This is a genomic window from Pseudoleptotrichia goodfellowii, assembly GCF_007990505.1.
Taxonomy (GTDB): Bacteria; Fusobacteriota; Fusobacteriia; order Fusobacteriales; family Leptotrichiaceae; genus Pseudoleptotrichia; species Pseudoleptotrichia goodfellowii.
The window spans coordinates 1,598,598-1,621,157 of the sequence record NZ_AP019822.1 but is presented as its reverse complement, the minus strand read 5'-3'; the positions used below and the strand labels follow the sequence as shown (position 1 = coordinate 1,621,157).

The window sequence follows — 22,560 nt, the reverse complement described above, 5'->3', positions numbered from 1 at the left end:
ACTAATGATTGATAAAGTGATAAAATAAACAAGAATTTTAAAGATTTGTGGAGGAAATAATGAAAAACGAATTTATGAAATATGCCTATTTTAAAGGAGAAATAGTAGAATTTGAAAAGGCGACAGTGAGTATAGCCGCACACAGTTTACAATACGGAACAACATGTTTCGGGGGAATAAGAGGATATTACAGAGACGGTAAGATAAGCGTATTCAGACTGAAAGATCATTATATACGTTTGATGAATGCATCAAAAATGCTCGGATTCGAGTTTTTTGTTTCGTGGGAAGAATTTCGGAAAACAGTAGCGGAGTTAATTAAGAAAAACGATATAAAAGAGGATTTTTATATGAGACCTTTTGTATTCTGCAGTCAGCCGAGAATATCGCCGAAAAAAGCAGGGCTTGACTTTGAATTGGCAATATATTTGTTGCCTCTTGCAGATTATGTAAGTACAGAAAAAGGCGGAATCAGATTTATGAGTTCCACATACAGAAAATACAGCGATGCTGCGATACCTACCAAAGCAAAAGCGGGAGGATCGTATATTAATTCATTCCTTGCCACAAGTGATGCTCAGAGAAACGGTTACGACGAAGCACTGATGTTTGATAATAACGGAAATGTTGTAGAAGCCTCTGTAGCAAATATAATTTTAATATACAGAGATAAAGTAGTCGTTCCTGATGTGGGGTCTGATGCTCTTGAAGGAATTACGGTAAGATCGATGCTTGAATTACTTGAATATAACGGTTATGAAGTACACAGAGAAAAACTTGACAGATCTATGATATTGACAGCAGACGAGTTACTTGTAACAGGAACTGCAATGAAAATCGTATATGCAGAATCTCTTGACGGAAGACCGATAGGAACGGAAGATTATTCTGCAAGAGGGCAGGCAGGAAAATATTATAAGCTTTTAAAATCTGAATTTGAAAAAGTAATTTCAGGAGAACACGAACTTTCTAAAAAATGGCTGGAAATATTTTAAATAAATATGAATAAATGAGCAAACATAATAAAATAAAGGGTTTAAATCAATGAAATAAAAATTAAAATAACAATAAATTTTAAAAAAGAGAAAAAAATGAAGCCCCGTATTTTCTGAAAGTGAAGTAATTTTGAAATTTGAAAAATAGAAAAAGAAAAAAAATTTTAAAATTTTAGTTGACAATCGTTAACAAAAGTGGTATAACTATGTTGTCTAAGAGAGACGCCCCATCTCTACATTTAGACTTCTTTCATACAAGAAACGAGCACACGGCTCGTTTTTTAAGTTATATAAGTGTTATTTAAGAAATTCTTATTATCACTTATATTTTTTTTCTCTTTTATCGGAATATGTGATACAATAACAGTAATAAAAAGTAAATAACGATAAAGGAGTCTGAATGACAACTGAAATAGCAATAATCGGAGGCGGAGCGGCAGGATTTGTTGCAGCAATTACTGCAGCAAAGTCAGGCAAAAAAGTAGTAATTTTGGAGAGAAAAGAAAGAGTATTGAAAAAAGTTCTTGTAACTGGAAACGGAAGATGCAATATGACTAATGTGAAAGCCGATATAACACATTATTTTGGAAAAAACATTGACTTGATAGAAAATATACTTAACAGTTTTACTCCGAAAGATACAATGGAATTTTTTAATGAATTGGGAATTATATGTAACGAAGAAGAAAGAGGTAAGGTCTATCCTTTGAGCGGACAGGCGGCTTCAATAGTGGATGCTTTGAGATTTGAAGCGGAAAAACTGGGAATCGTTACAGAAACGGAATTTTATGTAAGAAAAGTCGAAAAAGACGGCTTTAAGTTTAAAATATATTCTGAAGATAAAAGAAAAATAGAAGCAAACAGAGTTATATTAGCCACAGGAGGACAGTCTTATCCCGAACTCGGATCAAACGGATCAGGTTATGAAATAGCAAAAGAATTAGGTCATAGTATAACGAAATTAAGTCCTTCCATTGTACAGCTCAAAGCTGAAAAATATCAGGTAAAGGGACTTCAGGGCATAAAGCTTGATACAGCAGTTACAGCCTATGGAGATAATAAGAAAATATGTACTTATAACGGAGAATTGCTGTTTACCGATTACGGTATCTCGGGGAATGTAGTATTTAATATTTCTTTTGTAATGCCTTTGTATAAAAACGTGGAATTTGAAATTGATTTTATGAAAAAATTTGATTATAATGAATTATATGATATACTGAAAAGAAGAAAAGAAATATTGGGACATTTGTCAATGGAGCAGTACTTTAATGGAATGATAAATAAAAAACTGGGACAGTTTCTTGCGAAAATATCGGGAATTGAAAAACTTTCCAAGCCGATAAATACATTGAGTGATGGCGAAATAAGAAGCCTTTGCAATGTGCTTAAAAAATATCGGGTAAATGTTCTTGAAACGACAGGCTTTAAGAATGCTCAAGTAACAGCAGGAGGAGTTCCTTTAGATGAGATAAATACCGAAACTTTAGAATCAAAAAAAGTAAAAGGACTTTATTTTGCGGGAGAAGTGCTTGATGTGTACGGAGAATGCGGCGGATACAATCTTCAATGGGCTTGGGCTTCGGGGCACAGAGCAGGAGAAAGTGCAGGAAATTAAATCGTAAATATTTAGAGGGAAATATGCTTAGAATAAATAATATAAAAATGCCGATTAAACATAATACAGAGGATTTAAAAAAAATAACGGCAAAGTTATTGAAAACAAAAGAAGAAGAATTTAAAACCTTTGAAATAACAGGGCAGGCAATAGATGCAAGAAATAAAAATAATATAATATACGTATATTCTGTGGATATTACGGTAAATGACGAAGAAAAATATATAAATCTTCTTAATGTAAGAAAGATTGAAAAGCAGAAGTATATTACCGAAAAAATTGAATTAAAAGACAGGAATAGACCTGTAGTAGTTGGAAGCGGACCGTCAGGACTTTTTACAGCTCTTATTTTAGCTGAGGCGGGATTAAAACCGATTATACTGGAGCAAGGGAAAAAAGTTGAGGAAAGACAGAAAGATGTATATAATTTTTTTAAAGGCGGAAAGTTTGATAAATATTCCAATGTTCAGTTCGGAGAAGGCGGAGCGGGAACATTTTCCGACGGGAAACTGACTACAAATACAAATAATTTCAGGATGCAGAAAGTTTACGAAGAATTTATTCTTGCAGGGGCTGAAAAGAAAATAGCTTACATGTCAAAACCCCATGTGGGAACTGACAAACTCATAGGAATAATGAAAAATATAAGAAAAAAAATCGAAAATCTCGGAGGAGAGTATAGATTTCAGAATAAGCTTATTTCCATAAAATATGAAAATGAGAGAATTTCTCAGGCTGTTGTGGAAGATGTTTCGGAAAATAGCGATAAAGAAAATAAGATTTATGAAATAAATACGGATATTATTGTACTTGCAATAGGACATAGTTCAAGAGATACGTTTTATATGTTAAACGAAAAAAATGTGAAAATGGAAAGGAAAATATTTTCTGTGGGAGTGAGAATAGAGCATAAACAATCTATGATTAATCATTCGCAATACGGGAAATTTTCAGACAGACTACCTGCAGCCGAATATAAATTAAGTGTGAAATCCGGTAACGGAAGAGGAGTATACACGTTCTGTATGTGCCCGGGGGGAGTTGTAGTACCTGCAGCCAGTGAAGAAAACAGGCTTGTAGTAAACGGCATGAGCTATTCGGGAAGAAATATGGAAAATGCCAATTCGGCGATTTTGGTAAATGTCTATCCTGAAGATTTTGGAGAAGGAGGAGTTCTCGCAGGAGTGGAGTTTCAGAGAAAACTTGAAGAAAAGGCATTTGAGTTGGGAGGAAGCAACTATAAAGCTCCTGTTCAGCTGTTCGGTGATTTTGTGAAAAAAATTGTATCGACAAAGCTTGGAGATGTGAAGCCGAGTTATGCCAAAGGTTATAAATTTGCCGATTTGAACGAATGTTTTCCCGATTATATAAATGAGTCTTTAAAAGAGGGAATAAAGGCAATGGATAAAAAAATAAAAGGTTTCGGAAATTACGATGCGGTTTTGTCGGCTGTAGAAAGCAGAAGTTCTTCCCCTGTGAAAATACCGAGAAACGAAAAGTTTTTCTCAAATATTGAGGGACTTATGCCTTGCGGAGAAGGAGCCGGTTATGCGGGGGGGATAATGTCCGCTGCAGTAGACGGTATAAAATGTGCTGAATTTGTTATAGAATATTATAAAAATAAATTACTATAGAAAAGAGGAAAAATTATGGAAAAAAGATCTGAAAAATTATTGAAATTGTTGAATGAGTTGAATGTAGACGGGATATTTCTTACGGATTTGTATAACTTAAGATATTTCGCAGGATTTACAGGAACTACAGGAGTTGCTCTTGCTACAAAAAAAGGAAATTTCTTTTATTCGGATTTCAGATACAGAAGTCAGGCTGAAGCACAGGTTTCAAAAATGGGATTTGAATTTAAGGAAGTTTCAAGAGGTTCTTTGAAGTATGTAGGAGAACATGCCGAAGAATTGGGATTGAAAAAAATAGGATTTGAAGATAATAATGTAACATTTGCAACATATCAAAAATTGAAAGAAATATTTAAGGCTGAATTAGTACCTGTCGGAGAAAAAATAATGTACGAAAGAATGGTAAAATCCGATGAAGAAATTTTAATGATAAAAAAAGCCATAGAAATAAGCGATATAGCATTCAGTGAAGCATTAAAAGTCATAAAAGAAGGAGTTTCCGAAAGAGAGCTGTCCGCTTATATGGAATACGTTCAAAAGAAAAACGGAGCAGAAGATAAGTCCTTCAATACAATACTTGCGAGCGGAGTAAGATCGGCAATGCCTCACGGAGTTGCTTCGGATAAGAAAATACAGAAAGAAGAATTTATTACAATGGACTTCGGAGCATATTATAACGGATATGTTTCGGATATGACAAGAACGGTATACTACGGAAACAACATTACAGAAAGACATAAAGAAATATATAATCTTGTATTGGAAGCTCAAATACTCGGAATCAATACAATAAAAGAAGGAATAATGTCAGATGATGTGGACAAAGTTGTAAGAAATTTCCTTACTGAAAAAGGTTACGGAGAATATTTTGGGCACGGATTGGGTCACGGAATAGGAGTAGAAATTCATGAATTGCCTTATTTATCAAGTGTTTCTCATATAGAACTTAAGGAAAATATGGTAGTAACGTCTGAGCCCGGTCTTTACTTTGACGGTTGGGGCGGAGTAAGAATAGAAGATGATGTAGTTGTTAAAAAAGACGGACGTGAAGTTCTGAATAAAAGTAATAAGGAATTGATTATAATAGAGGCATAAAAGTTGTTCTGAGGACTTGCTGCCCTCAGACTCCTGCCGCAACCTCAAATTTTACATACTCAAAAATGTCCGTTCGCTACAAAAACAAAAAAGATGTTTTTGTTACGCTCACTGCTACATTTTTCACGTTGTAAAATTTGAAGGTTGGTAATAAATACAGTAGGATATTTTTTTAAATTTGTTCAAATTGATGCTCGAAAAAGTAAAATAGATTATCTTAAATGAGGGTTAAGCGGATCATTTTCTGTTAATACCCTTATATTTTTACTTAAAAAGAAAAAGATTCGGGCAAATTGGAAATATTATATTTTTTCCAAATTCTGTTATTTATATTCACAGTTTTAAAGAAAGGCTTTTAATGAAAAAGTTTAAAGTGAAAACAAGACCGTCTGAAGATACAGGAATGGCAATAGGCGGCGAAATTGATGAGAAATTCGTAAATGAAAAGCTCAGAAAACTTGTAGAAGAAGCATACGGGCTTTTTGTTTATGATCTGAACGGGAAACTGTCGGTTTGTATCTCTTATTGTGTAAGCGAAGAGAATGTAAAAAAGCTCATAGAGACTCCTGTCAGAAAGTTGTCGAGAGAATTGATACGGGAGTATCTTGATGCGGTAAATTATGATGAAACAGGATTGGAGATAAAGCACTTTTTACCCAAAATACTGGAGTTCATTACTAAACGTGCAGAAATAAGGCTTGATACATCTCTTATTCTGGATAAATGTCATTTTGAAAAAGATGTATGGAATGAAAAAGAACTTGATTTTATGCATCGATTTTCAAAAGAATTTATAATTGATGCACTCGATACTGATCCAGGAAAGATGAGAATTGAAAATTTTTCTGTTTATATTACGATGTTTAATATTGGAGGGTTGAAAACAGAGCATTTATTGGATATTGATATGTGGAAAAGTGAAAGTACGAAAATAAGTGTATTAAAGCATTTTGAGAAAATGATGTATTATTACACTCGCGATTATACTTATTATAATAATTCATTTTCGGAAAATGCCGAGTTTAATAATCAGATAAATTTGTGGATAAGCAGCAAAGAAATGGCGGAGATTTTTATGCCGATTATTGAAAAATACTATTTTGAAAATTCTGATATGGAATATGAAGAAAAATGGCGTTTAGACCAGTTATATTCAGTACTTGAAAAAAATTTAAAAAAATAATCGAAAAAGACTTGCAAAAAATAAAAAAATATATTATTATATAGTTAGCAATCGAACGAGATGAGTGCTAAAAACTAAAAAGCCTTAATTTAAAGGCTTTAATAAAATATATAAATAAACAGGAGGATGAAATAATGAAAATAAAACCTTTAGGAAAAAGAGTTTTAGTAAAACAGGTTGAACAGGAAGAAGTTACAAAAAGCGGGATAGTATTGCCGGGAACGGCTTCTAAAGAAAAACCTATTACAGGAGAAGTTTTGGCAGTAGGTAAAGATGTAGAAGATGTTAAAGCAGGAGATAAAGTAATTTACGAAAAATATTCCGGAACGGAAGTAAAAGACGGAGAAGATACTTATTTAATATTGGATATAGATAACGTATTGGGAACAGTTGAATAGGAAAAATAAGAGCTTAAAAATATATAGGAGGAAAAAATGGCAAAAGTAATTAAATTTAACGAAGATGCAAGAAAATCACTTGAAGTGGGAGTAGATACATTGGCCGATGCGGTAAAAGTAACATTAGGGCCTAAAGGAAGAAACGTAATTCTTGATAAAGGATACGGGATTCCTACAATTACCAATGACGGAGTTACGATAGCAAAAGAAATCGAATTGAAAGATCCTTTTGAAAATCTTGGAGCTCAAATTGTAAAAGAAGTTGCGACAAAATCCAACGATGTAGCAGGAGACGGGACAACTACAGCAACAGTATTGGCACAGGCATTAATAAAAGAAGGACTTAAAATGGTTGCTTCAGGAGCAAATCCTGTATTTATAAGAAAAGGAATGGAAAAAGCTTCTAAAAAAGTAATAGAAGAATTGGTAAAAAGAGCTAAAAAAATCGAATCAAACGATGAAATAGCACAAGTAGGAGCAATATCGGCTTCAGATGAAGAAATAGGAAAATTAATAGCTCAGGCTATGGAAAAAGTAGGAGAATCAGGAGTAATTACAGTTGAAGAAGCTAAATCTCTTGATACTACATTGGAAGTTGTAGAAGGAATGCAATTTGACAACGGGTATTTGTCGCCTTACATGGTTTCCGACTCTGAAAGAATGGTTGTAGAACTTGACAATCCGTTCATATTGATTACGGATAAAAAAATATCGAGCATGAAAGAATTATTGCCGATATTGGAAAAAACTGTAGAAACAGGAAGACCTATGTTAATAGTTGCAGAAGATGTTGAAGGAGAAGCACTTGCAACATTGGTAGTAAACAAATTAAGAGGAACATTGAATATTGCAGCAGTAAAAGCACCTGCTTTTGGAGACAGAAGAAAAGCTATGCTTGAAGATATTGCAATATTAACAGGTGGAGAAGTAATTTCTGAAGAAAAAGGAGTTAAATTGGAAAATGCCGATACAAACTTCCTTGGACAGGCTAAAAAAGTAAGAGTTACAAAAGACAATACAGTAATCGTAGACGGTATGGGTCAGTCTAAAGATATTCAGGCGAGAGTAGCTCAAATAAAAAATACTATTGAAACTACAACTTCGGACTATGACAGAGAAAAATTACAGGAAAGACTTGCAAAATTATCAGGTGGAGTGGCAGTTATAAAAGTAGGGGCTGCTACTGAAACTGAAATGAAAGAAAGAAAATTGAGAATAGAAGATGCATTGAATGCTACAAAAGCTGCTGTTGAAGAAGGAATAGTTCCCGGAGGAGGAACAATACTTGTTCAAATAGCAAAAGCTATAGAAGACTATAAATTGGAAGGTGAAGAAGGTTTAGGAGTGGAAATCGTTAAAAGAGCTTTATATTCACCTATGAAACAGATAGTTATAAATGCCGGACTTGATGCAGGAGTAGTTGTGGAAAAAGTTAAAAATTCCGAAGCAGGAATAGGATTTGATGCGGCAAAAGAAGAATATGTGGATATGGTTAAAGCGGGAATTATAGATCCTGCAAAAGTAACAAGATCTGCTATTCAAAATGCAATATCGGTGTCATCTGTATTGTTGACAACTGAAGTTGCCGTTGCGAACGAAAAAGAAGACACACCGATGGGTGGAGGAATGCCGGGCGGAATGGGAATGCCTGGGATGATGTAAAATCTAAAGATTGGTTTTTGAAAAATTATTTGACTTTAAATTAAAAAAAGGGTAAAATACATTAGAAAATACCTTTCTCAATGTAGGAAATAACATTGAATTGATACAAATACCTTTTTCGGTGTAGGGAAAAACACCGAATTGATACAAATACCTTTCTCAATGTAGGAAATAACATTGAATTATGGCTTCGAGTTTAGTACTTGAAGCCATATTTGATAGGGGGGAATATGAAAATTTATGGGGTGTATTTTGCTAAAAAGGAGTTTTATCAAAAAATAAAAGAAGTCGGAGGGGAATGGAATGATACTAAAGAAAGACCTTTAGTATGCCTTTTTAAAATAGATAATTCAGATATTTATTGGGCAATTCCTATGGGGAATTTTAATCATAGAGACGAAAAAGCAAAAAGAAGATTGAAAAATTTTTTGGAGTGTGATAAAAAAGATATAAGATCCTGTTTTTATCATATTGGAAAAACGACAGTAGAATCAATATTTTTTATAAGTGATGTAATTCCGATTATTGACAAATATATTGAAAAAAAATATTTAATCTATAATAGTGAACATTATATTATAAAAAATAGAAAATTAATTGAAGAATTGGAAAGAAAATTAAGACGTATATTATTTTATGAAAGTATAAATCCTAATTTTTTTAGACAACATATAACAGATATAAAAAATAAATTAATAGAAGAAATAGACAAGATATAATAAAATGAGGGTATAACAGCCCTCATTAAGTTTTATTTATAAAAGAAACAATAAAAATTCAATAAAATCAAAGTTTTAAGCAGTATTTTAAACGAGAGTTCAGTTTATCGATAATTAATTTTTTCAGAGATAAAGGTTTTATAGCCAGGATATTTTCTCCAAAATTTATAAAATAATTTGAAATAAAACCCGTTTCATCGGGATTATAAAATCCTCGAATATATTGTTTGTTATTTTCCGAATGAAGTTTCATAGAGGGATAATGTTCTTTGAAAAATAAATCGACACCTTTTTCGGTTATTTCAATTTCAAAATCAACGGCATTTTCATTTTTATACAATAAATCAGAAGATTTTAAAAACTCCGACAAAGATTTTGACTGATATTTATTGCTTTCCTTGATTTCAGAGATCTTATCACAACGAAATACCTGTATTTTGTTTTTTTCAAAATTATATCCTGTTCCGTACCATTGACCGTAGGCAGAAGAAATATTGAAAAACTGAACATAATATTTATACTCTTTATATATTATTTCAGAAACTTTTTCTTCCGAAGCATATTGTAAAATTTCTTTTAAAAACGGACATTGATTATTATGCTGAATTGAAGCAAGACTAAATACTTTTTCTGCTTTATGAAGCATTTCGATTTTTTTTGAAGGCAAACAATTTTCAAATTTCTTTTTCAGCTTTTCCACACTTAAATGAAAGGGAGTAGTTTCGTATGCCCCTAATGTGAGCATAGAAAAATACAAAGCAAATACTTCCTCAATATTAAATACAATAGGAGAAAGAAGCCTGTTGTTAAGTATTTTGTAACACCCGTTTCTGCCTTTTACGGAATATAAAGGCATACCTATTCTTTCCAAAGTCTCTATATCTCTGAGGGCCGTACTTTTTGATATGCTGTATTTATTTATAAGATCTGTTAAATTAAATGAATTTTTATCATTCAAAAATATCATCATGTCATTTATTCTTTCGGATTTATTCATAGTTTGTCTCCTTTTTTAATAAATAGTTTCATAAATTGACACTTTTTTGTATTATACTACAGATATAAAAAAATAGCAAAGGAGAGAATAATATGAAAAAAATGTTTTTAGTATCGTCTTTTAAAGATGTAGCAGCTATTTTACCGAATTTTGAAAAAAATCTTAAAGGAAAAACGGTAACCTTCATACCGACTGCAAGTATTCCCGAAAAGGTAAAATTTTATGTAAATGCAGGGAAAAAAGCACTTGAAAAATTGGGAATGACAGTAGATACACTTGAAATATCTGCGTTAGAAATAACCGAGATAAGTAAAAGAATAAAAGAAAATGATTTTATTTATGTAACAGGAGGAAATACTTTTTTTCTCTTATCCGAGTTAAAAAGAACAGGAGCGGATAAGGTTATTATTGAAGAAATAAATAACGGAAAGCTATATATAGGAGAATCGGCAGGAGCTATGATTACGTCAAAGAATATAGAATATGTAAAATTAATGGATAATGCTGAGAAAGCACCGAATTTAAAAAATTTTGATGCGTTAGGATTAATAGAATTTTACATAGTACCTCATTATAAAAATTTTCCTTTTCAAAAAATATCCCAGAAAATAATAGATACTTATTCCGATGATTTGGAGTTACAGCCTATCAGCAATAATGAAGCTGTACTGGTCGAAGACGATAAAATAAATATTGAAAAAGCAGATCAAAAAAAGATTTGATTTTAAATCAGTAAAGAGTCAAAATAAATTAAATAAAAATCTTAAAATAAATTGTACATTAAAATGAAAAAGACTGTAAAAATAGAAAATCACTATTTTAATACAGTCTTAATTTTTTAAAATGTTACTATCAGTTAGGTAAAATTTTTAGGTTTTAAATAAAATAAATAAAGTTTATTTTATGTATTCAAGAAATTCTTTGACCTGTTTTTTTAAAGCGTTTTTCTGTTCATCACTAAGAGTCAAAACTCCTGTTTGCCATGCTTCAGTAGGTACGCTTAATCCCACTCCTGTTCCCGGCATAGGATTCATACGGATATAACCTAATAATGTTGAAAGATTTTCTCTGACAAATTTAGCTCCTGTAGATCCTGCAATTCCGCTGATAGTTGCAGGTTTTCCTGCAATAACAGTAGGTGTCGTGTAATCAAGAAGTTTTTCCGGACGGGATAACCAATCAAGTAAATTTTTTACGACTGCCGGATAAGATCCGTTATATTCGGGAGAAACAACCCATAAAGCATCTGCTTTTCTCATTTGATCTTTTACCGAGATTACTTCTTTCGGAGTAGGAAATTCTGTATCCTGTTCCAATAAAGGAACATTTCTGTAATCCAGAAATTCGACATTTGCTCCTTCTTCTTTTAATACTTCTGCAATATAGTCGGAAACTACCTGATTAAAGGAGTTTTTTCTGAAAGAGCCGACTGCTAATAATACTGTTTTTTTAGACATCTTATTTCCTCCGTTCTATTCTATATTTTTAAACTTTCTCAATATGTCGATTAACTACTTTTTTTCTTCAGAGGTAATAATACTGTATGTTTTTTCAATTTCAGCTCTATGTTCGGGTAAAACACTTTCAAACAGTTTTTTCCTTTTTCAGTAAGACCTACTATAAATGCCCGTTTATCAGTTTCTGAAATATTTCTGTAAAGCCAACCCCTCTGTTCCATATTTTTTATAACAACAGTCATATTTCCTGAAGTTGAAAGAACTTTCTTTATCAACTCGCAAATACGCATTTCTCCTTTAGTATAAAGAACATCCAGTACACTGAACTGTGAAACAGTCAGTCCTTTATCTCTAAAATCTTTACCAACTTTGCTACTACTCTCTGTAAGATTATCTGTAAGTGTATAGACGAGTTTTTTTCCCATTCCGTATTCATAAATTCCTCCGAAGAAAAAGTACTAATTAGTAACAAAAATTTTTTTAACACTAATTAGTGATTTTGTCAAATGATTTTTGTATGGGCAAATAAAAAGATAAATAAAATAATTGTTTTATTTATCTCTGATAATGTGAACTCACTAAAATATATTATTCTGTTTCAATTAGTTCATGCTCTTTTAAAGCTGATTTTCCTGACTCAACATTCTCAATAGATTTTTCCAGTCTGTTTATGTTTGCTTCGCTGTAAAAAGGCTCTTTCAATACTTTGATAATTTCTTTTGCCTTTTCCAAGCTCATATGCCTTGCTTCGAGGAGTTTTTCCACAACAGTGTCAATTTGTTCGGGATCAGCACCTGCAAGGAGTGCCAATGATTTTGCCTGTAGTTTCATATGCCCTTTCTGTATTCCCGTAGTAACAAGGGCCTTTAAAGCGGCAAAATTTTGAGCAAGACCCACTGAAACAATAATTTGTGACAGAGTTTTCGCATCAGGATTTCCCAAGATATTAAAAGCGGCTTTTACTGTGGGATTAAGCCCGATAGAGCCGCCCACACTTGCGATAGGCATAGGCAGTGTGAGTTTTCCCTTGATTTTATTAGTTTCGGGATTGAAAGTCCAGTCAGTAAGCCCTTCATATCTGCCGTTTTTTACTGCATAAGCATGTCCTCCTGCTTCTATAGCACGCCAATCATTACCAGTAGCGATTAGGACGGCATCTATTCCGTTAAATATACCTTTATTATGTGTAGATGCACGGTACATGTCGATTTTTGCATATTTGCCTGCAAGTCCGGTTTTCTTTGCAACATTCGCAGCATAAGAAATATCGTTACTTAAATACTTTATATCTATCTCACAACTTGCAGTTACAAGGGATTCTGTAGCATAGTTGGACAAAATACCCATCAGAGCAGTACCTTTTGTAATGTCTTCCAGTAAAGGCTTTATCCCTTCAAGCATATTGTTTATAATATTCGCTCCCATAGCCTCTTTAACATCGGCAATAAGATAAACTGTAAGAAAATCGTCGACATTATCGGAGTTGGCATCTGTATTGTTCATATTCTCGCTGTTTTTCTCCGAAAACATTTCAACTCTGACATCTTCCGCTCCGCCGCCACGGGCAACAATAGACGGATGAGCTTCATTAGCGATTTTCAGTATTAAATCTTTATTTTTTTCAATATTTTCAATAGCTGTATTTATATCATTAACATCATATAAAACAACCTGTCCAGTCATTTTTCTGTTAATAACCTCGGCAGTAAATCCTCCCGATCTTGAAATGATTTTTGCTGCATAGCTGCACGCTGCAACAACCGACGGCTCTTCAGTGACCATAGGAACGGCAAATTCTTTTCCGTTAATAAGAAAATTCGGAGCAATACCGAAAGGCAATGCAAAAGTACCGAGATTATTTTCAGACATTTGCCCTGCAATTTCACAAGGCAAAGTAACATTGCTTTTAAGTATTTCCGAATATTCTTCATTTAAAAAATCGTTCTCTTTAAGTATGTTTATACGATCGTTTCTATCTTTGTTATGAAAACCGAGCCAAATATTTTTGTTATTTTTCATAAAACAGTTTCCTTTATTTTGGATTATATTTATAAATTCTTTTGTGTTCTTCTATTTTCTCAAGAGAAAACAGGCTGTCATCATTTTTAAATTCAACATTGCCGTTTTCATCGGGAGAAATTTCTTCAAAGAACATTTTTTCATATTGTTCTACAGATAATCTTTCCCTTTTTTCAAAATCTTCGTTTCTGTCGTTACGTAAATGATTTTTAAAGTTTTCGGCTAAAGTTCCGCTGAATATCTCACATACGGCACCGCTCCCGTAACTGAACAGAGCAACATTGTCTCCTGCTTTGAGATTGTTACTGTTTTCAAGGAGTGAAAGCAGTCCGAGATAAAGGGAGCCTGTGTAAATATTTCCGATTCTTCGACTGTAAATAATGGAAGTATGGAGATTTTCAAGTAACTTTTCTTTCAGATCTTTATCAACATCCTTAGGCAGTATGGACTGTAAGCCTTTAAGTCCGAGTTTGGGAAACGGAAGATGAAAACAGAAAGCCTCAAAATCTTTCAAATCCTTATTATTTCTTTTACGATATTCTTCCCACGTAGTTTCAAGACATTCCAAATACTGTTTTGTGGAAAAATGTCCGTCAACATAAGGATAAGGCGAATAATTCGGTCGCCAGAAATCCATAATATCTCGAGTTTGACAAACATTGTCATCATTTAAAATGAGTATATTCGGGTCTTTTTTAATAAGCATGGCACAACTTCCCGCTCCCTGAGTGGACTCACCCGAAGTGCCGATACCGTATTTTGCAATATCTGAAGCAATGAGTAAAACATATGAATCGGGATTTCTCAAAATATGATTTTTAGCAAAATCAAGTCCTGCAGTTGCTCCGTAACATGCTTCTTTTATTTCTACAGAACGGGCAAAAGGCTGTATTCCCAAGAGGTTATGAATAAAAACAGAGGCGGATTTACTTTGATCCACGCCTGTTTCCGTACCTATAATAATCATATCTATTTTCTTTTTATCTTCTTCGGTCAAAAATTCATGAGCCGCAGTTGCTCCCAAAGTTACAATATCTTGAGTAACCGGTGCAACACTCATTTCAAGCTGCAGAAGTCCTTTGGAAAATTTATTGGCATTTTCGTTTCTGGCAACAGCCAAGTCCTCAATATCCAAAAAATATTCAGGGATTGCCAAACCGAATTTATCTATACCGATATTCATTTATCTATTCCGCCTTCCTCAATTAAAAAAATTTATTAAATAGTATTTATTTACAAGTTAAGTGATTTATTTTACATTATTTTACTACAAAAGAGGCAAAATATCAAATCAATTTTAAATTATTTGACAAATTCGCAAAAAGGCGTATAATACAGGAAATAACTGAAAGGAAGGACTGTAATTATGAAAAAATTATCGGCAGTTTCATTGTTTTTACTGTGTTTAGGAGTAAATTACGGTGTTGAAAAGCAGAAAAATATTAAAAATATCAAATCAAATGTTTCGGAAATTCAAAATAAAAATTCTGCAGTTCCCGAAGGAGATGCAGAATTGACAAAAGATTTAAGTAAAAATATAAAGCCGCAGGAGGATTTTTATAAATTTGTAAATGAGAATTGGGAAAAAAGAACAAAAATTCCTTCTACAAAGCCTGCCTGGGGATCATTTACAGAATTGGCGGAAAAGAATCAGGATTTTTTAAAAAATCTGGTTTCCGAGCTGAAAAATAAAAAATTGGCTGAAAATTCCGATGAAAAAAAGATAATAACTCTCTATAATTCTTATATTAATATGAACAGAAGAAACAAAGAGGGTATAGCTCCTTTGAAAAATGATTTGGAAAGAATAAATGCTGTAAAAAATATTAAAGATTTTGAAAAATATACAATAGAAGTTACAAAAGAAGGAGGAGGAACTTTATACGAGTGGGGAGTAGGAACAGATCTTAATTCATCTAAAGATAATGCCGTTTATTTGGGATCTGCAGGATTGGGATTATCAAGAGATTATTACCAGAAAGAAACTGAGGAAAATAAAGAGATTTTAAAAGAATATACTAAATATGTGAGTGATATGCTGTCCAATTTGGGAGAGAAAAATACTGAGGAAAAGGCCCGAAAAATAGTGGAATTTGAAAAACGGATAGCAAAAGTTCTGCTCACAAATGAAGAAGAAAACGATATAAGCAAAAAAAACAATCCGAGAAAAGTTGACGAATTGTCGAAAATAGTAAAAAATGTGAACTTGAAAAACTATTTGAAAGAGTCGGGAGTAAATACCGATAAAGTTATTATTTCCCAGATAAAATACTATGAAAATCTGGATAAATTTTTAAACGACTCGAATATCGAAGTAATAAAGGATTATTTGAAGTTTCATTTGATTTCATCGGCTTCAGGGCTTTTAAGCGATAAACTTGCTCAAAGAAGATTTGAATTTTACGGAAAATATATGAACGGTCAGAAAGAAAGAGAAAAACTCGAAAAAAGAGCATTATACTTTATAGACGGAACATTGGGAGAAATGATAGGAAAAGTCTATGTGGAGAAAAACTTCCCGCCTGAAGCCAAGCAAAATGCCAAGGAAATGGTAGATTATATTTTCAAGGCTTTCCGTAACAGAATGGAAAATCTGACATGGATGAGCGAGGCTACTAAGAAAAAAGCCCTTGAAAAGTTGGCAAAAGTTACGGTTAAAATAGGTTATCCCGATAAATGGCGTAATTTTGATGAAATAGTTTTAAATGAAAAAGATTCTTTATATAAACAAATGGAAGATATTAGTAAATGGGAATATAAAGAAGAACTGAAAAAAGTCGGAAAACCTGTGGACAAAACTGAATGGTTTATGAGTGCAAATACTGTAAATGCTTATTATTCTCCTTCGGGAAATGAAATAGTATTTCCTGCGGGAATATTGCAGTTTCCTTTTTACGATTATAAAAAATCCGGAACGGGAAGTAATTTCGGAGGAATCGGAGCTGTTATAGGGCATGAGATTACCCACGGATTTGATGTATCGGGAGCTTCTTTTGACGGGGACGGCAATGTGAAAGACTGGTGGACAAAAGAAGATAAAAAGAAATTTGACAGTGTAACAGAAAAACTGGCAAATCAGTTTTCCGAATATGCTGTTGCACCTAATGTCTATGTAAACGGTAAATTTACATTAACTGAAAATATAGCGGATTTAGGAGGAGTAAATATAGCTTATGACGCTTTACAGTTATATTTGAAAGATCATCCCGAAAAAAATGTTAAAGTAGACGGATACACACAGGACGAACTATTTTTTATGAACTTTGCAAGAATATGGCGTCAAAAGGCGACTGAAGAATATTTGAAAAATCTTGTAAAATCGGATCCTCATTCACCGAATTATTTCCGTGTGAACGGACTTTTAATAAATATTGACGCTTTCCACAATACATTTAAAACAAAAAAAGGAGAAAAACTCTATAAAGAACCTAAAGACAGAATAAAAATATGGTAATATAAAACGGAAGGAGTAATACTATGAAAAAAGCTTTGATTTTGTTGCTTTTGGCAACTGCAGTAACATTCGGTAAAAGTGCTGTTCAGGAAAAATATAGTGATAAGTCCTTAATTAATGATTTGAGCAAAACTGAAAGACCTCAGGATAATTTTTTCAAATTTGTGAATGGAAATTGGGATAAACAGACAAAAATACCTTCCACGAGATCAGGCTGGGGAGTTACTGATGAATTAATTGAGAAAAATCAGGGATTTCTAAAGGATCTAATATCCGAAATAAAAAACAAAAAACTTTCGGAAAATTCCGATGAGAAGAAAATACTGACTTTGTATAATTCCTATTACAATGTAGCAGAAAGAAATAAAGCAGGACTGAAGCCTTTAAAAAATGATTTGGACACAATAAATTCAATTAAAAATCTGAATGATTTTCAAAAGTATGCCATAAAAAAAAGTAAAGACGGAACAAGACTGCTTTATGACTGGTCAGTAAGTACGGATTTGAATGAAGCACGAAATTACGGAATATTTTTGGATACACCAAAATTAGGATTATCAAGATCGTATTTTAAAGGCGATACAGAAGAAGATAAAGAAGTGTTGGACGAATACACTGAATATGTAAGCGATATGTTAAGCTATTTAGGCGAAAAAGATACTGAAGAAAAAGCAAAAAAGATAGTCGAATTTGAAAAAAAAATAGGAAAAATACTGCTCACTGATGAAGAACTGGATGATATAACTAAATATAACAATCCTGTAAAAGTCAGTGAATTGGCTAAGAAAATAAAAAATATAAATATTTCCGATTTTTTAAAGCAGGTCGGAGTGAATACAGGCGATGTCAACACACCGGAAATTAAATACTATGAAAATCTGGATAAGTTTATAAATAATTCCAATCTTGAAGTGATTAAGGATTATTTGAAATTTCACTTAATATCGGATTCTGCAGAACTGCTCGATGAAAAAACTTCAAACAGAAGATTTGAATTTTACGGAAAATATTTAAGCGGTCAAAAAGAAAGAGATAATCTTGAAAAAAGGGCATTGGATTTTGTAGACAGTGAGCTTGGAGAAATTGTGGGAAAAGTTTATGTTGAAAAAAACTTTTCCGAAGAAGCTAAAAAAAGTACTGAAGAAATGGTTAAATACATAAAAGAGGCATTTAGAAACAGAATAGAGAAGCTTACGTGGATGAGCAGTCAGACTAAAAAAGCGACCCTTGAAAAATTGGGTAAAATAAACTCTAAAATAGGTTATCCGAATAAATGGAGAAACTTTGAAACTCTTAAGATAAGTGAAAATACTTCTTTATATGATAAAATTTCCGAAATAAAAAAATGGAATTATAATAATGATTTGAAAAAGGTCGGAAAGCCTGTAGACAAAGACGAATGGGGAATGAATGCCCATGAAGTAAATGCTTATTATTCACCTACCGAAAATGAAATAGTGTTTCCTGCAGGAATATTACAGTTACCTTTTTACAGCTATACTTCCCAACCGGGAATCAACTTCGGAGGAATAGGAGCGGTTATAGGACATGAATCTACACACGGATTTGATGTGGCAGGAGCATCCTTTGACGGCGACGGTAATGCTAAAGAATGGTGGACTGAACAGGACAGAAAGAAATTTGATACAGAAACGAAAAGATTAGTCGATCAGTTTTCAAAATACACTGTTGCAAAGGGAGTTCATTTGAACGGAGTATTTACATTGACTGAAAATATAGCCGACTTGGGAGGAACAAATATAGCTTATGATGCTTTGAAGCTATATTTGAAAGATCATCCCGAAAAAAATGTTAAATTTGAAGGTTACACACAGGAAGAGCTCTTCTTTATAAGTTATGCGAGATCATGGAGAGAGAAAGAAACTGAAGAAAGATTGAAAAATATGATAAAATCCGACCCGCACGCACCGGCTTATTATCGTGTAAACGGAGTGTTGGAAAATATGGACAGTTTCCATGAGATTTTTAAAACAAAGAAAGGCGACAAACTTTATAAAGAACCTAAGGACAGAATAAAAATATGGTAAAATTTTTATAAATAAAATTGTTGTAACAGTATATATTCCCGATATTCAAGGTTTAACAACATTAATCATGAAATCGGGAATTTTTTTGTAAAGAAGAAGCTGTCGACAAAATTCAAAAAAAATACCGAATTTTTTGAATATAAAAAAATTAAAAATTTTCAGTTTATTTTAAGTTTTAAATGATATGATAATTCAGGAAAGAGGAGAGAAAGGAGAAAAATGAGAGAGAAAATATTTCGGATTGTATTTATCGGAATTTTAACGATTGGAAGTGGTATCCTCAGTTTTTCCGAAGAAGAAACGGGAGTAAAAATTTCTAATATTAATGTATCTATTTCTACTCAAAAAGCAAAAGAGATTGTATTTTCACATTCGAAAATTAATAAAAGTGCAGCCAGAATAACTAAATTAATGTTGTACAAAGAAAACAGGAAATATTTTTACGACATAGAATTTTTTACAGCTGCAAAAAAATATATTTATCGTGTAGATGCAAATACAGGAAATATAATGGAGCATAAACAACAGGAAAGAACAAAAAAACAGAATGAAGGCTTTAAAATAAGCGTATTCGGATTATAACAACGGAGGTGAATTATGAAAAAAGGAATATTGAAGAAAATACTGTTCTTATTTTCAATGTTGAGCGTTATTTCAATGTCAGATATAACAACAATCAGAAATGCTGAAATAAATCAAAAATCGGAAGAAAATCGTTCAGATAAAGAAAAGTTATCGAAGATAAAAAATCTAATCGGAAATAAAAAATATGATGAAGGCTTTGAAATGTTTTATAAATATTATTCGGATATAACGGATTTTTACGATGATCAAAGTATAGATTTATTTGTAAATTATATAAAAAATGAAAATGAAAAAATAAAAAATACAAATCCGAAATTGTATCAGGAAAATATTAAAAAGTTCAAAGAATTAGAAATTTCTCCTGTTATAATGACAGATGCAGAGCTTAAAAAAAATAATAAAGAAATAGAAATTGCATATTTGACAAGTATTTCAAAAGAGAAATTTTTAAAAGGAAACATTGATATTCAGGAAGAATATTTTTTAAATGATTTAAGTACTCCTGACTTTATAATTACTGTAGGATTTGATCTGGGAAGAGCAATGGCGGAATTTGATACGGCAAAAAGAAAAATAGTAAGAGTAAATTATGAAACAAAAGATAAAGCTTATGTAACAATAGAGGCGAGAAAACTTTCGACCGGAATGTATCTGAAAAATGAAAAAGAAGAAGAAAAAGTGAAAAATGAAATAGCCGAAAGATTTAAAAAGAAAACGGGAAAAACGGTAGAAGAAGCAAAAATGAATATGAAAACAAAAGAGGATATGAGAAAAACAATAAATGAGTATTCAAAAGTAACAGAAGAAGTTTTCAAAGAATATTTTTCCAAATTGACAAAAAAAGATTATGAAAATGAAGATAATTATTACAGTGATACGAGTTATGCAAGAGAAATAAGAAAACAAAACGGAAAATGGAAATGGAACGTTTCGGCATTTGATTAAAAAATAAAATTAAAAATTTTCAGTTTATTTTCAGTTTCAAATGATAAAATAAGTTAGTAAATAAATCAAGCAAAGAAAAAGAGGAGATAAAAATGAGAAAATTATTGTTAGTAGGAATGGTGATGTTAGGAGCATTAGTTTTCGGAGAAAAAATTACGACCGGAAATATGACATGGGCTAAACTTCAGGCACCCGATATGAACGGAGAATATTCAGGAACGTGGATGAGTAAAGAAGAAATAGAAAAGGTAAGATTTTTGTTTACAGTTGATGAAAATAACAATCATATATGGGTTTTAAATCAGTTTTACAGTGACAGAAGAAGTGCAGGAGGAGATGATGTAAGTGAGGATCAGTCGGATGACGGCACTGTAATGGGATATACAGGTTCATACATTATACATCCGTCAGGGAAAAAAGGAATTTACTATGTGAATAATTTTATAGATTTAAAAGGGAAAAAATATAAAAGATTGTATTTCGGATTTGATGAAAAATTGAAAAAAGTAGTAATTACGGATAAAGACGGAAATATATCAGAAAAATTGGAATTATATATAGCAGGATAAAAAATTAAAAATTTTCAGTTTACTTTAAGCTTAGTGTGATAAAATAGATTCACAAACAAACCGAAATTTAAAAAATAAAATAAAAAAGAAAGGTAAGGAATTAAAATGAAAAAAGTATTATTAATGGGAGTATTAGCAGTAATCTCGGTAGGAGTAATAAACGTAAATGCAAGTGCGGCAACGACTAAAAAAAGTGTAAAAGTTGCGAGTTCGGAATCGGAAAAAAAAGCGGCTGTAGCACAGGCAGAAAAATTTATTAACGGGTATCTTAAAAGCCAAGATTATTCCTCTGATAAATGGATGGAAAAAGCAGGAACAACAAAAAAATTCAGAGAAGAGTACAAAAAATATGCTCAATATATTGAAATAAGCAGTAAAATACTTGAAACTCAGGACAGTAAAGAGTTGGCAAAACTTAAACAGGCTCAGAAATATTTGGAAAATTACAGCGGTACGGAATATGATCCTATATTTTCTGCAGCTATTATGAATGTAGGGGAAAAACCTGTTTTTAAAGTAATTTCCTATAATGAAAAAACAGGAATTGCGGTTCTTACAAATACTAACGTACTTTCAACAGATCCGAAAGTTATAGTAGATGGAAAAAGTGAAGATCTTAATGTAGAAATCCCTGTAAAAGTAGTAAAACAAAACGGGAAATGGCTTGTAGACGGTGCAGGAAATGTTAATTTGAAATAAAATATAGAAATAGAGGAGATAAGAGAAATGAGAAAATTAATCTTAACAGGAATGTTAGTATTAGGAATGATAACTTTCGCAGCAAAAATTACTACAAATAATACAACGTGGAAGAAATTATGGGATGCGGAAACGGACAGATATTCTTCATTATGGATGGATGAAAACGAAACATATAAGTTTTTGATTTATGATAATGATAAACATATATGGAAATTATATCAGGTATATGAAAATAAGGAAAATACAGGAGGAGAAATTGTAGAAACCGATAAAGTAAATCTTTACGGAAGTTATGTAATACATCCTTCAGGAAAAAAAGGAATTTATTATATAAATAATTATGTGGATTCCAAAGGAAAGAAATATAAAAGATTATATTTCGGATTTGATGAAAAACTGAAAACAGTGGTAATCACAGATAAAGACGGAAATATAATAAAAAAATTGGACAGAGTAATGGGAAATTAACATGAAATTAAA

At 32.1% G+C, this 22,560-nt stretch carries 21 protein-coding genes; 16 read left to right on the top strand and 5 right to left on the bottom strand.

Annotated elements, in window-relative coordinates; all coding sequences use genetic code 11:
• Positions 1-59: 59 nt before the first annotated feature.
• The 8 genes from FVE72_RS07930 (at position 60) to FVE72_RS07895 (ending at position 9,304) form a co-directional block, all read left to right on the top strand.
• Positions 60-995, top strand: a complete 936-nt coding sequence (locus FVE72_RS07930) for a branched-chain amino acid transaminase (protein WP_036056160.1) — start codon at positions 60-62, stop codon at positions 993-995.
• A gap of 400 nt (positions 996-1,395) precedes the next feature.
• A complete protein-coding gene (locus FVE72_RS07925) occupies positions 1,396-2,613 on the top strand; it encodes a BaiN/RdsA family NAD(P)/FAD-dependent oxidoreductase (protein ID WP_026737920.1) in 1,218 nt (405 codons plus the stop codon).
• Positions 2,614-2,660: 47 nt separating this feature from the next.
• A complete protein-coding gene (locus FVE72_RS07920) occupies positions 2,661-4,247 on the top strand; it encodes an NAD(P)/FAD-dependent oxidoreductase (protein ID WP_332069761.1) in 1,587 nt (528 codons plus the stop codon).
• A 15-nt stretch (positions 4,248-4,262) separates the two neighbouring features.
• Positions 4,263-5,342, top strand: a complete 1,080-nt coding sequence (locus tag FVE72_RS07915; RefSeq protein WP_026737918.1) for a M24 family metallopeptidase — start codon at positions 4,263-4,265, stop codon at positions 5,340-5,342.
• Positions 5,343-5,700: 358 nt separating this feature from the next.
• Positions 5,701-6,525, top strand: coding sequence for a hypothetical protein (locus tag FVE72_RS07910; RefSeq protein ID WP_026737917.1), 825 nt, complete (start codon positions 5,701-5,703; stop codon positions 6,523-6,525).
• 134 nt (positions 6,526-6,659) lie between these two features.
• Positions 6,660-6,923 carry a co-chaperone GroES gene (locus FVE72_RS07905; RefSeq protein WP_006806416.1) on the top strand — a complete coding sequence of 88 codons (264 nt, stop codon included), beginning with the start codon at positions 6,660-6,662 and terminating at the stop codon, positions 6,921-6,923.
• A 36-nt stretch (positions 6,924-6,959) separates the two neighbouring features.
• Positions 6,960-8,585 carry a chaperonin GroEL gene (groL, locus tag FVE72_RS07900; protein WP_026737916.1) on the top strand — a complete coding sequence of 542 codons (1,626 nt, stop codon included), beginning with the start codon at positions 6,960-6,962 and terminating at the stop codon, positions 8,583-8,585.
• A gap of 230 nt (positions 8,586-8,815) precedes the next feature.
• Positions 8,816-9,304: a hypothetical protein gene (locus FVE72_RS07895; protein ID WP_026737915.1), complete on the top strand. Its 489-nt coding sequence runs from the start codon at positions 8,816-8,818 to the stop codon at positions 9,302-9,304.
• Between the two features lie 67 nt (positions 9,305-9,371).
• Here FVE72_RS07895 and FVE72_RS07890 read toward each other — a convergent pair whose 3' ends face one another.
• Entirely contained in the window at positions 9,372-10,301 is a 930-nt protein-coding gene (locus FVE72_RS07890; RefSeq protein WP_026737914.1) for a helix-turn-helix transcriptional regulator, read from the bottom strand.
• Between the two features lie 92 nt (positions 10,302-10,393).
• Here FVE72_RS07890 and FVE72_RS07885 point away from each other — a divergent pair, with 92 nt between their 5' ends.
• The gene (locus FVE72_RS07885; RefSeq protein WP_026737913.1) at positions 10,394-11,023 is read left to right on the top strand and encodes a peptidase E; all 630 of its coding nucleotides are present in this window, start codon (positions 10,394-10,396) and stop codon (positions 11,021-11,023) included.
• Between the two features lie 174 nt (positions 11,024-11,197).
• Here the strand turns inward: FVE72_RS07885 and FVE72_RS07880 are convergent, their stop codons facing one another.
• The 4 genes from FVE72_RS07880 to FVE72_RS07865 all read right to left on the bottom strand — a co-directional run bounded on the left by FVE72_RS07880 (position 11,198) and on the right by FVE72_RS07865 (position 14,960).
• The gene (locus FVE72_RS07880) at positions 11,198-11,758 is read right to left on the bottom strand and encodes an NADPH-dependent FMN reductase (RefSeq protein ID WP_026737912.1); all 561 of its coding nucleotides are present in this window, start codon (positions 11,756-11,758) and stop codon (positions 11,198-11,200) included.
• 50 nt (positions 11,759-11,808) lie between these two features.
• Positions 11,809-12,183 (bottom strand): MarR family winged helix-turn-helix transcriptional regulator, encoded by a 375-nt coding sequence (locus FVE72_RS07875; protein ID WP_232049436.1) that lies wholly within the window; start codon positions 12,181-12,183, stop codon positions 11,809-11,811.
• A gap of 163 nt (positions 12,184-12,346) precedes the next feature.
• Positions 12,347-13,777, bottom strand: coding sequence for a hydroxymethylglutaryl-CoA reductase, degradative (locus FVE72_RS07870; protein WP_026737911.1), 1,431 nt, complete (start codon positions 13,775-13,777; stop codon positions 12,347-12,349).
• A gap of 13 nt (positions 13,778-13,790) precedes the next feature.
• Positions 13,791-14,960, bottom strand: coding sequence for a hydroxymethylglutaryl-CoA synthase (locus tag FVE72_RS07865; protein ID WP_026737910.1), 1,170 nt, complete (start codon positions 14,958-14,960; stop codon positions 13,791-13,793).
• A gap of 183 nt (positions 14,961-15,143) precedes the next feature.
• Between FVE72_RS07865 and FVE72_RS07860 the strand changes: the two genes are divergently transcribed.
• From FVE72_RS07860 to FVE72_RS07830, 7 genes are all read left to right on the top strand, one after another.
• Positions 15,144-17,231, top strand: coding sequence for a M13 family metallopeptidase (locus FVE72_RS07860; RefSeq protein ID WP_026737909.1), 2,088 nt, complete (start codon positions 15,144-15,146; stop codon positions 17,229-17,231).
• Between the two features lie 23 nt (positions 17,232-17,254).
• Complete coding sequence (locus FVE72_RS07855) at positions 17,255-19,279, top strand: M13 family metallopeptidase (RefSeq protein WP_026737908.1); 2,025 nt, start codon at positions 17,255-17,257, stop codon at positions 19,277-19,279.
• A 219-nt stretch (positions 19,280-19,498) separates the two neighbouring features.
• Entirely contained in the window at positions 19,499-19,861 is a 363-nt protein-coding gene (locus tag FVE72_RS07850) for a PepSY domain-containing protein (protein WP_051411770.1), read from the top strand.
• Between the two features lie 15 nt (positions 19,862-19,876).
• The gene (locus FVE72_RS07845; RefSeq protein WP_026737907.1) at positions 19,877-20,809 is read left to right on the top strand and encodes a hypothetical protein; all 933 of its coding nucleotides are present in this window, start codon (positions 19,877-19,879) and stop codon (positions 20,807-20,809) included.
• Positions 20,810-20,901: 92 nt separating this feature from the next.
• Positions 20,902-21,378: a hypothetical protein gene (locus tag FVE72_RS07840; protein WP_026737906.1), complete on the top strand. Its 477-nt coding sequence runs from the start codon at positions 20,902-20,904 to the stop codon at positions 21,376-21,378.
• A 105-nt stretch (positions 21,379-21,483) separates the two neighbouring features.
• Entirely contained in the window at positions 21,484-22,077 is a 594-nt protein-coding gene (locus FVE72_RS07835) for a hypothetical protein (protein WP_006806465.1), read from the top strand.
• A gap of 27 nt (positions 22,078-22,104) precedes the next feature.
• Positions 22,105-22,548 (top strand): hypothetical protein, encoded by a 444-nt coding sequence (locus FVE72_RS07830; protein ID WP_006806429.1) that lies wholly within the window; start codon positions 22,105-22,107, stop codon positions 22,546-22,548.
• Positions 22,549-22,560 lie beyond the last annotated feature (12 nt).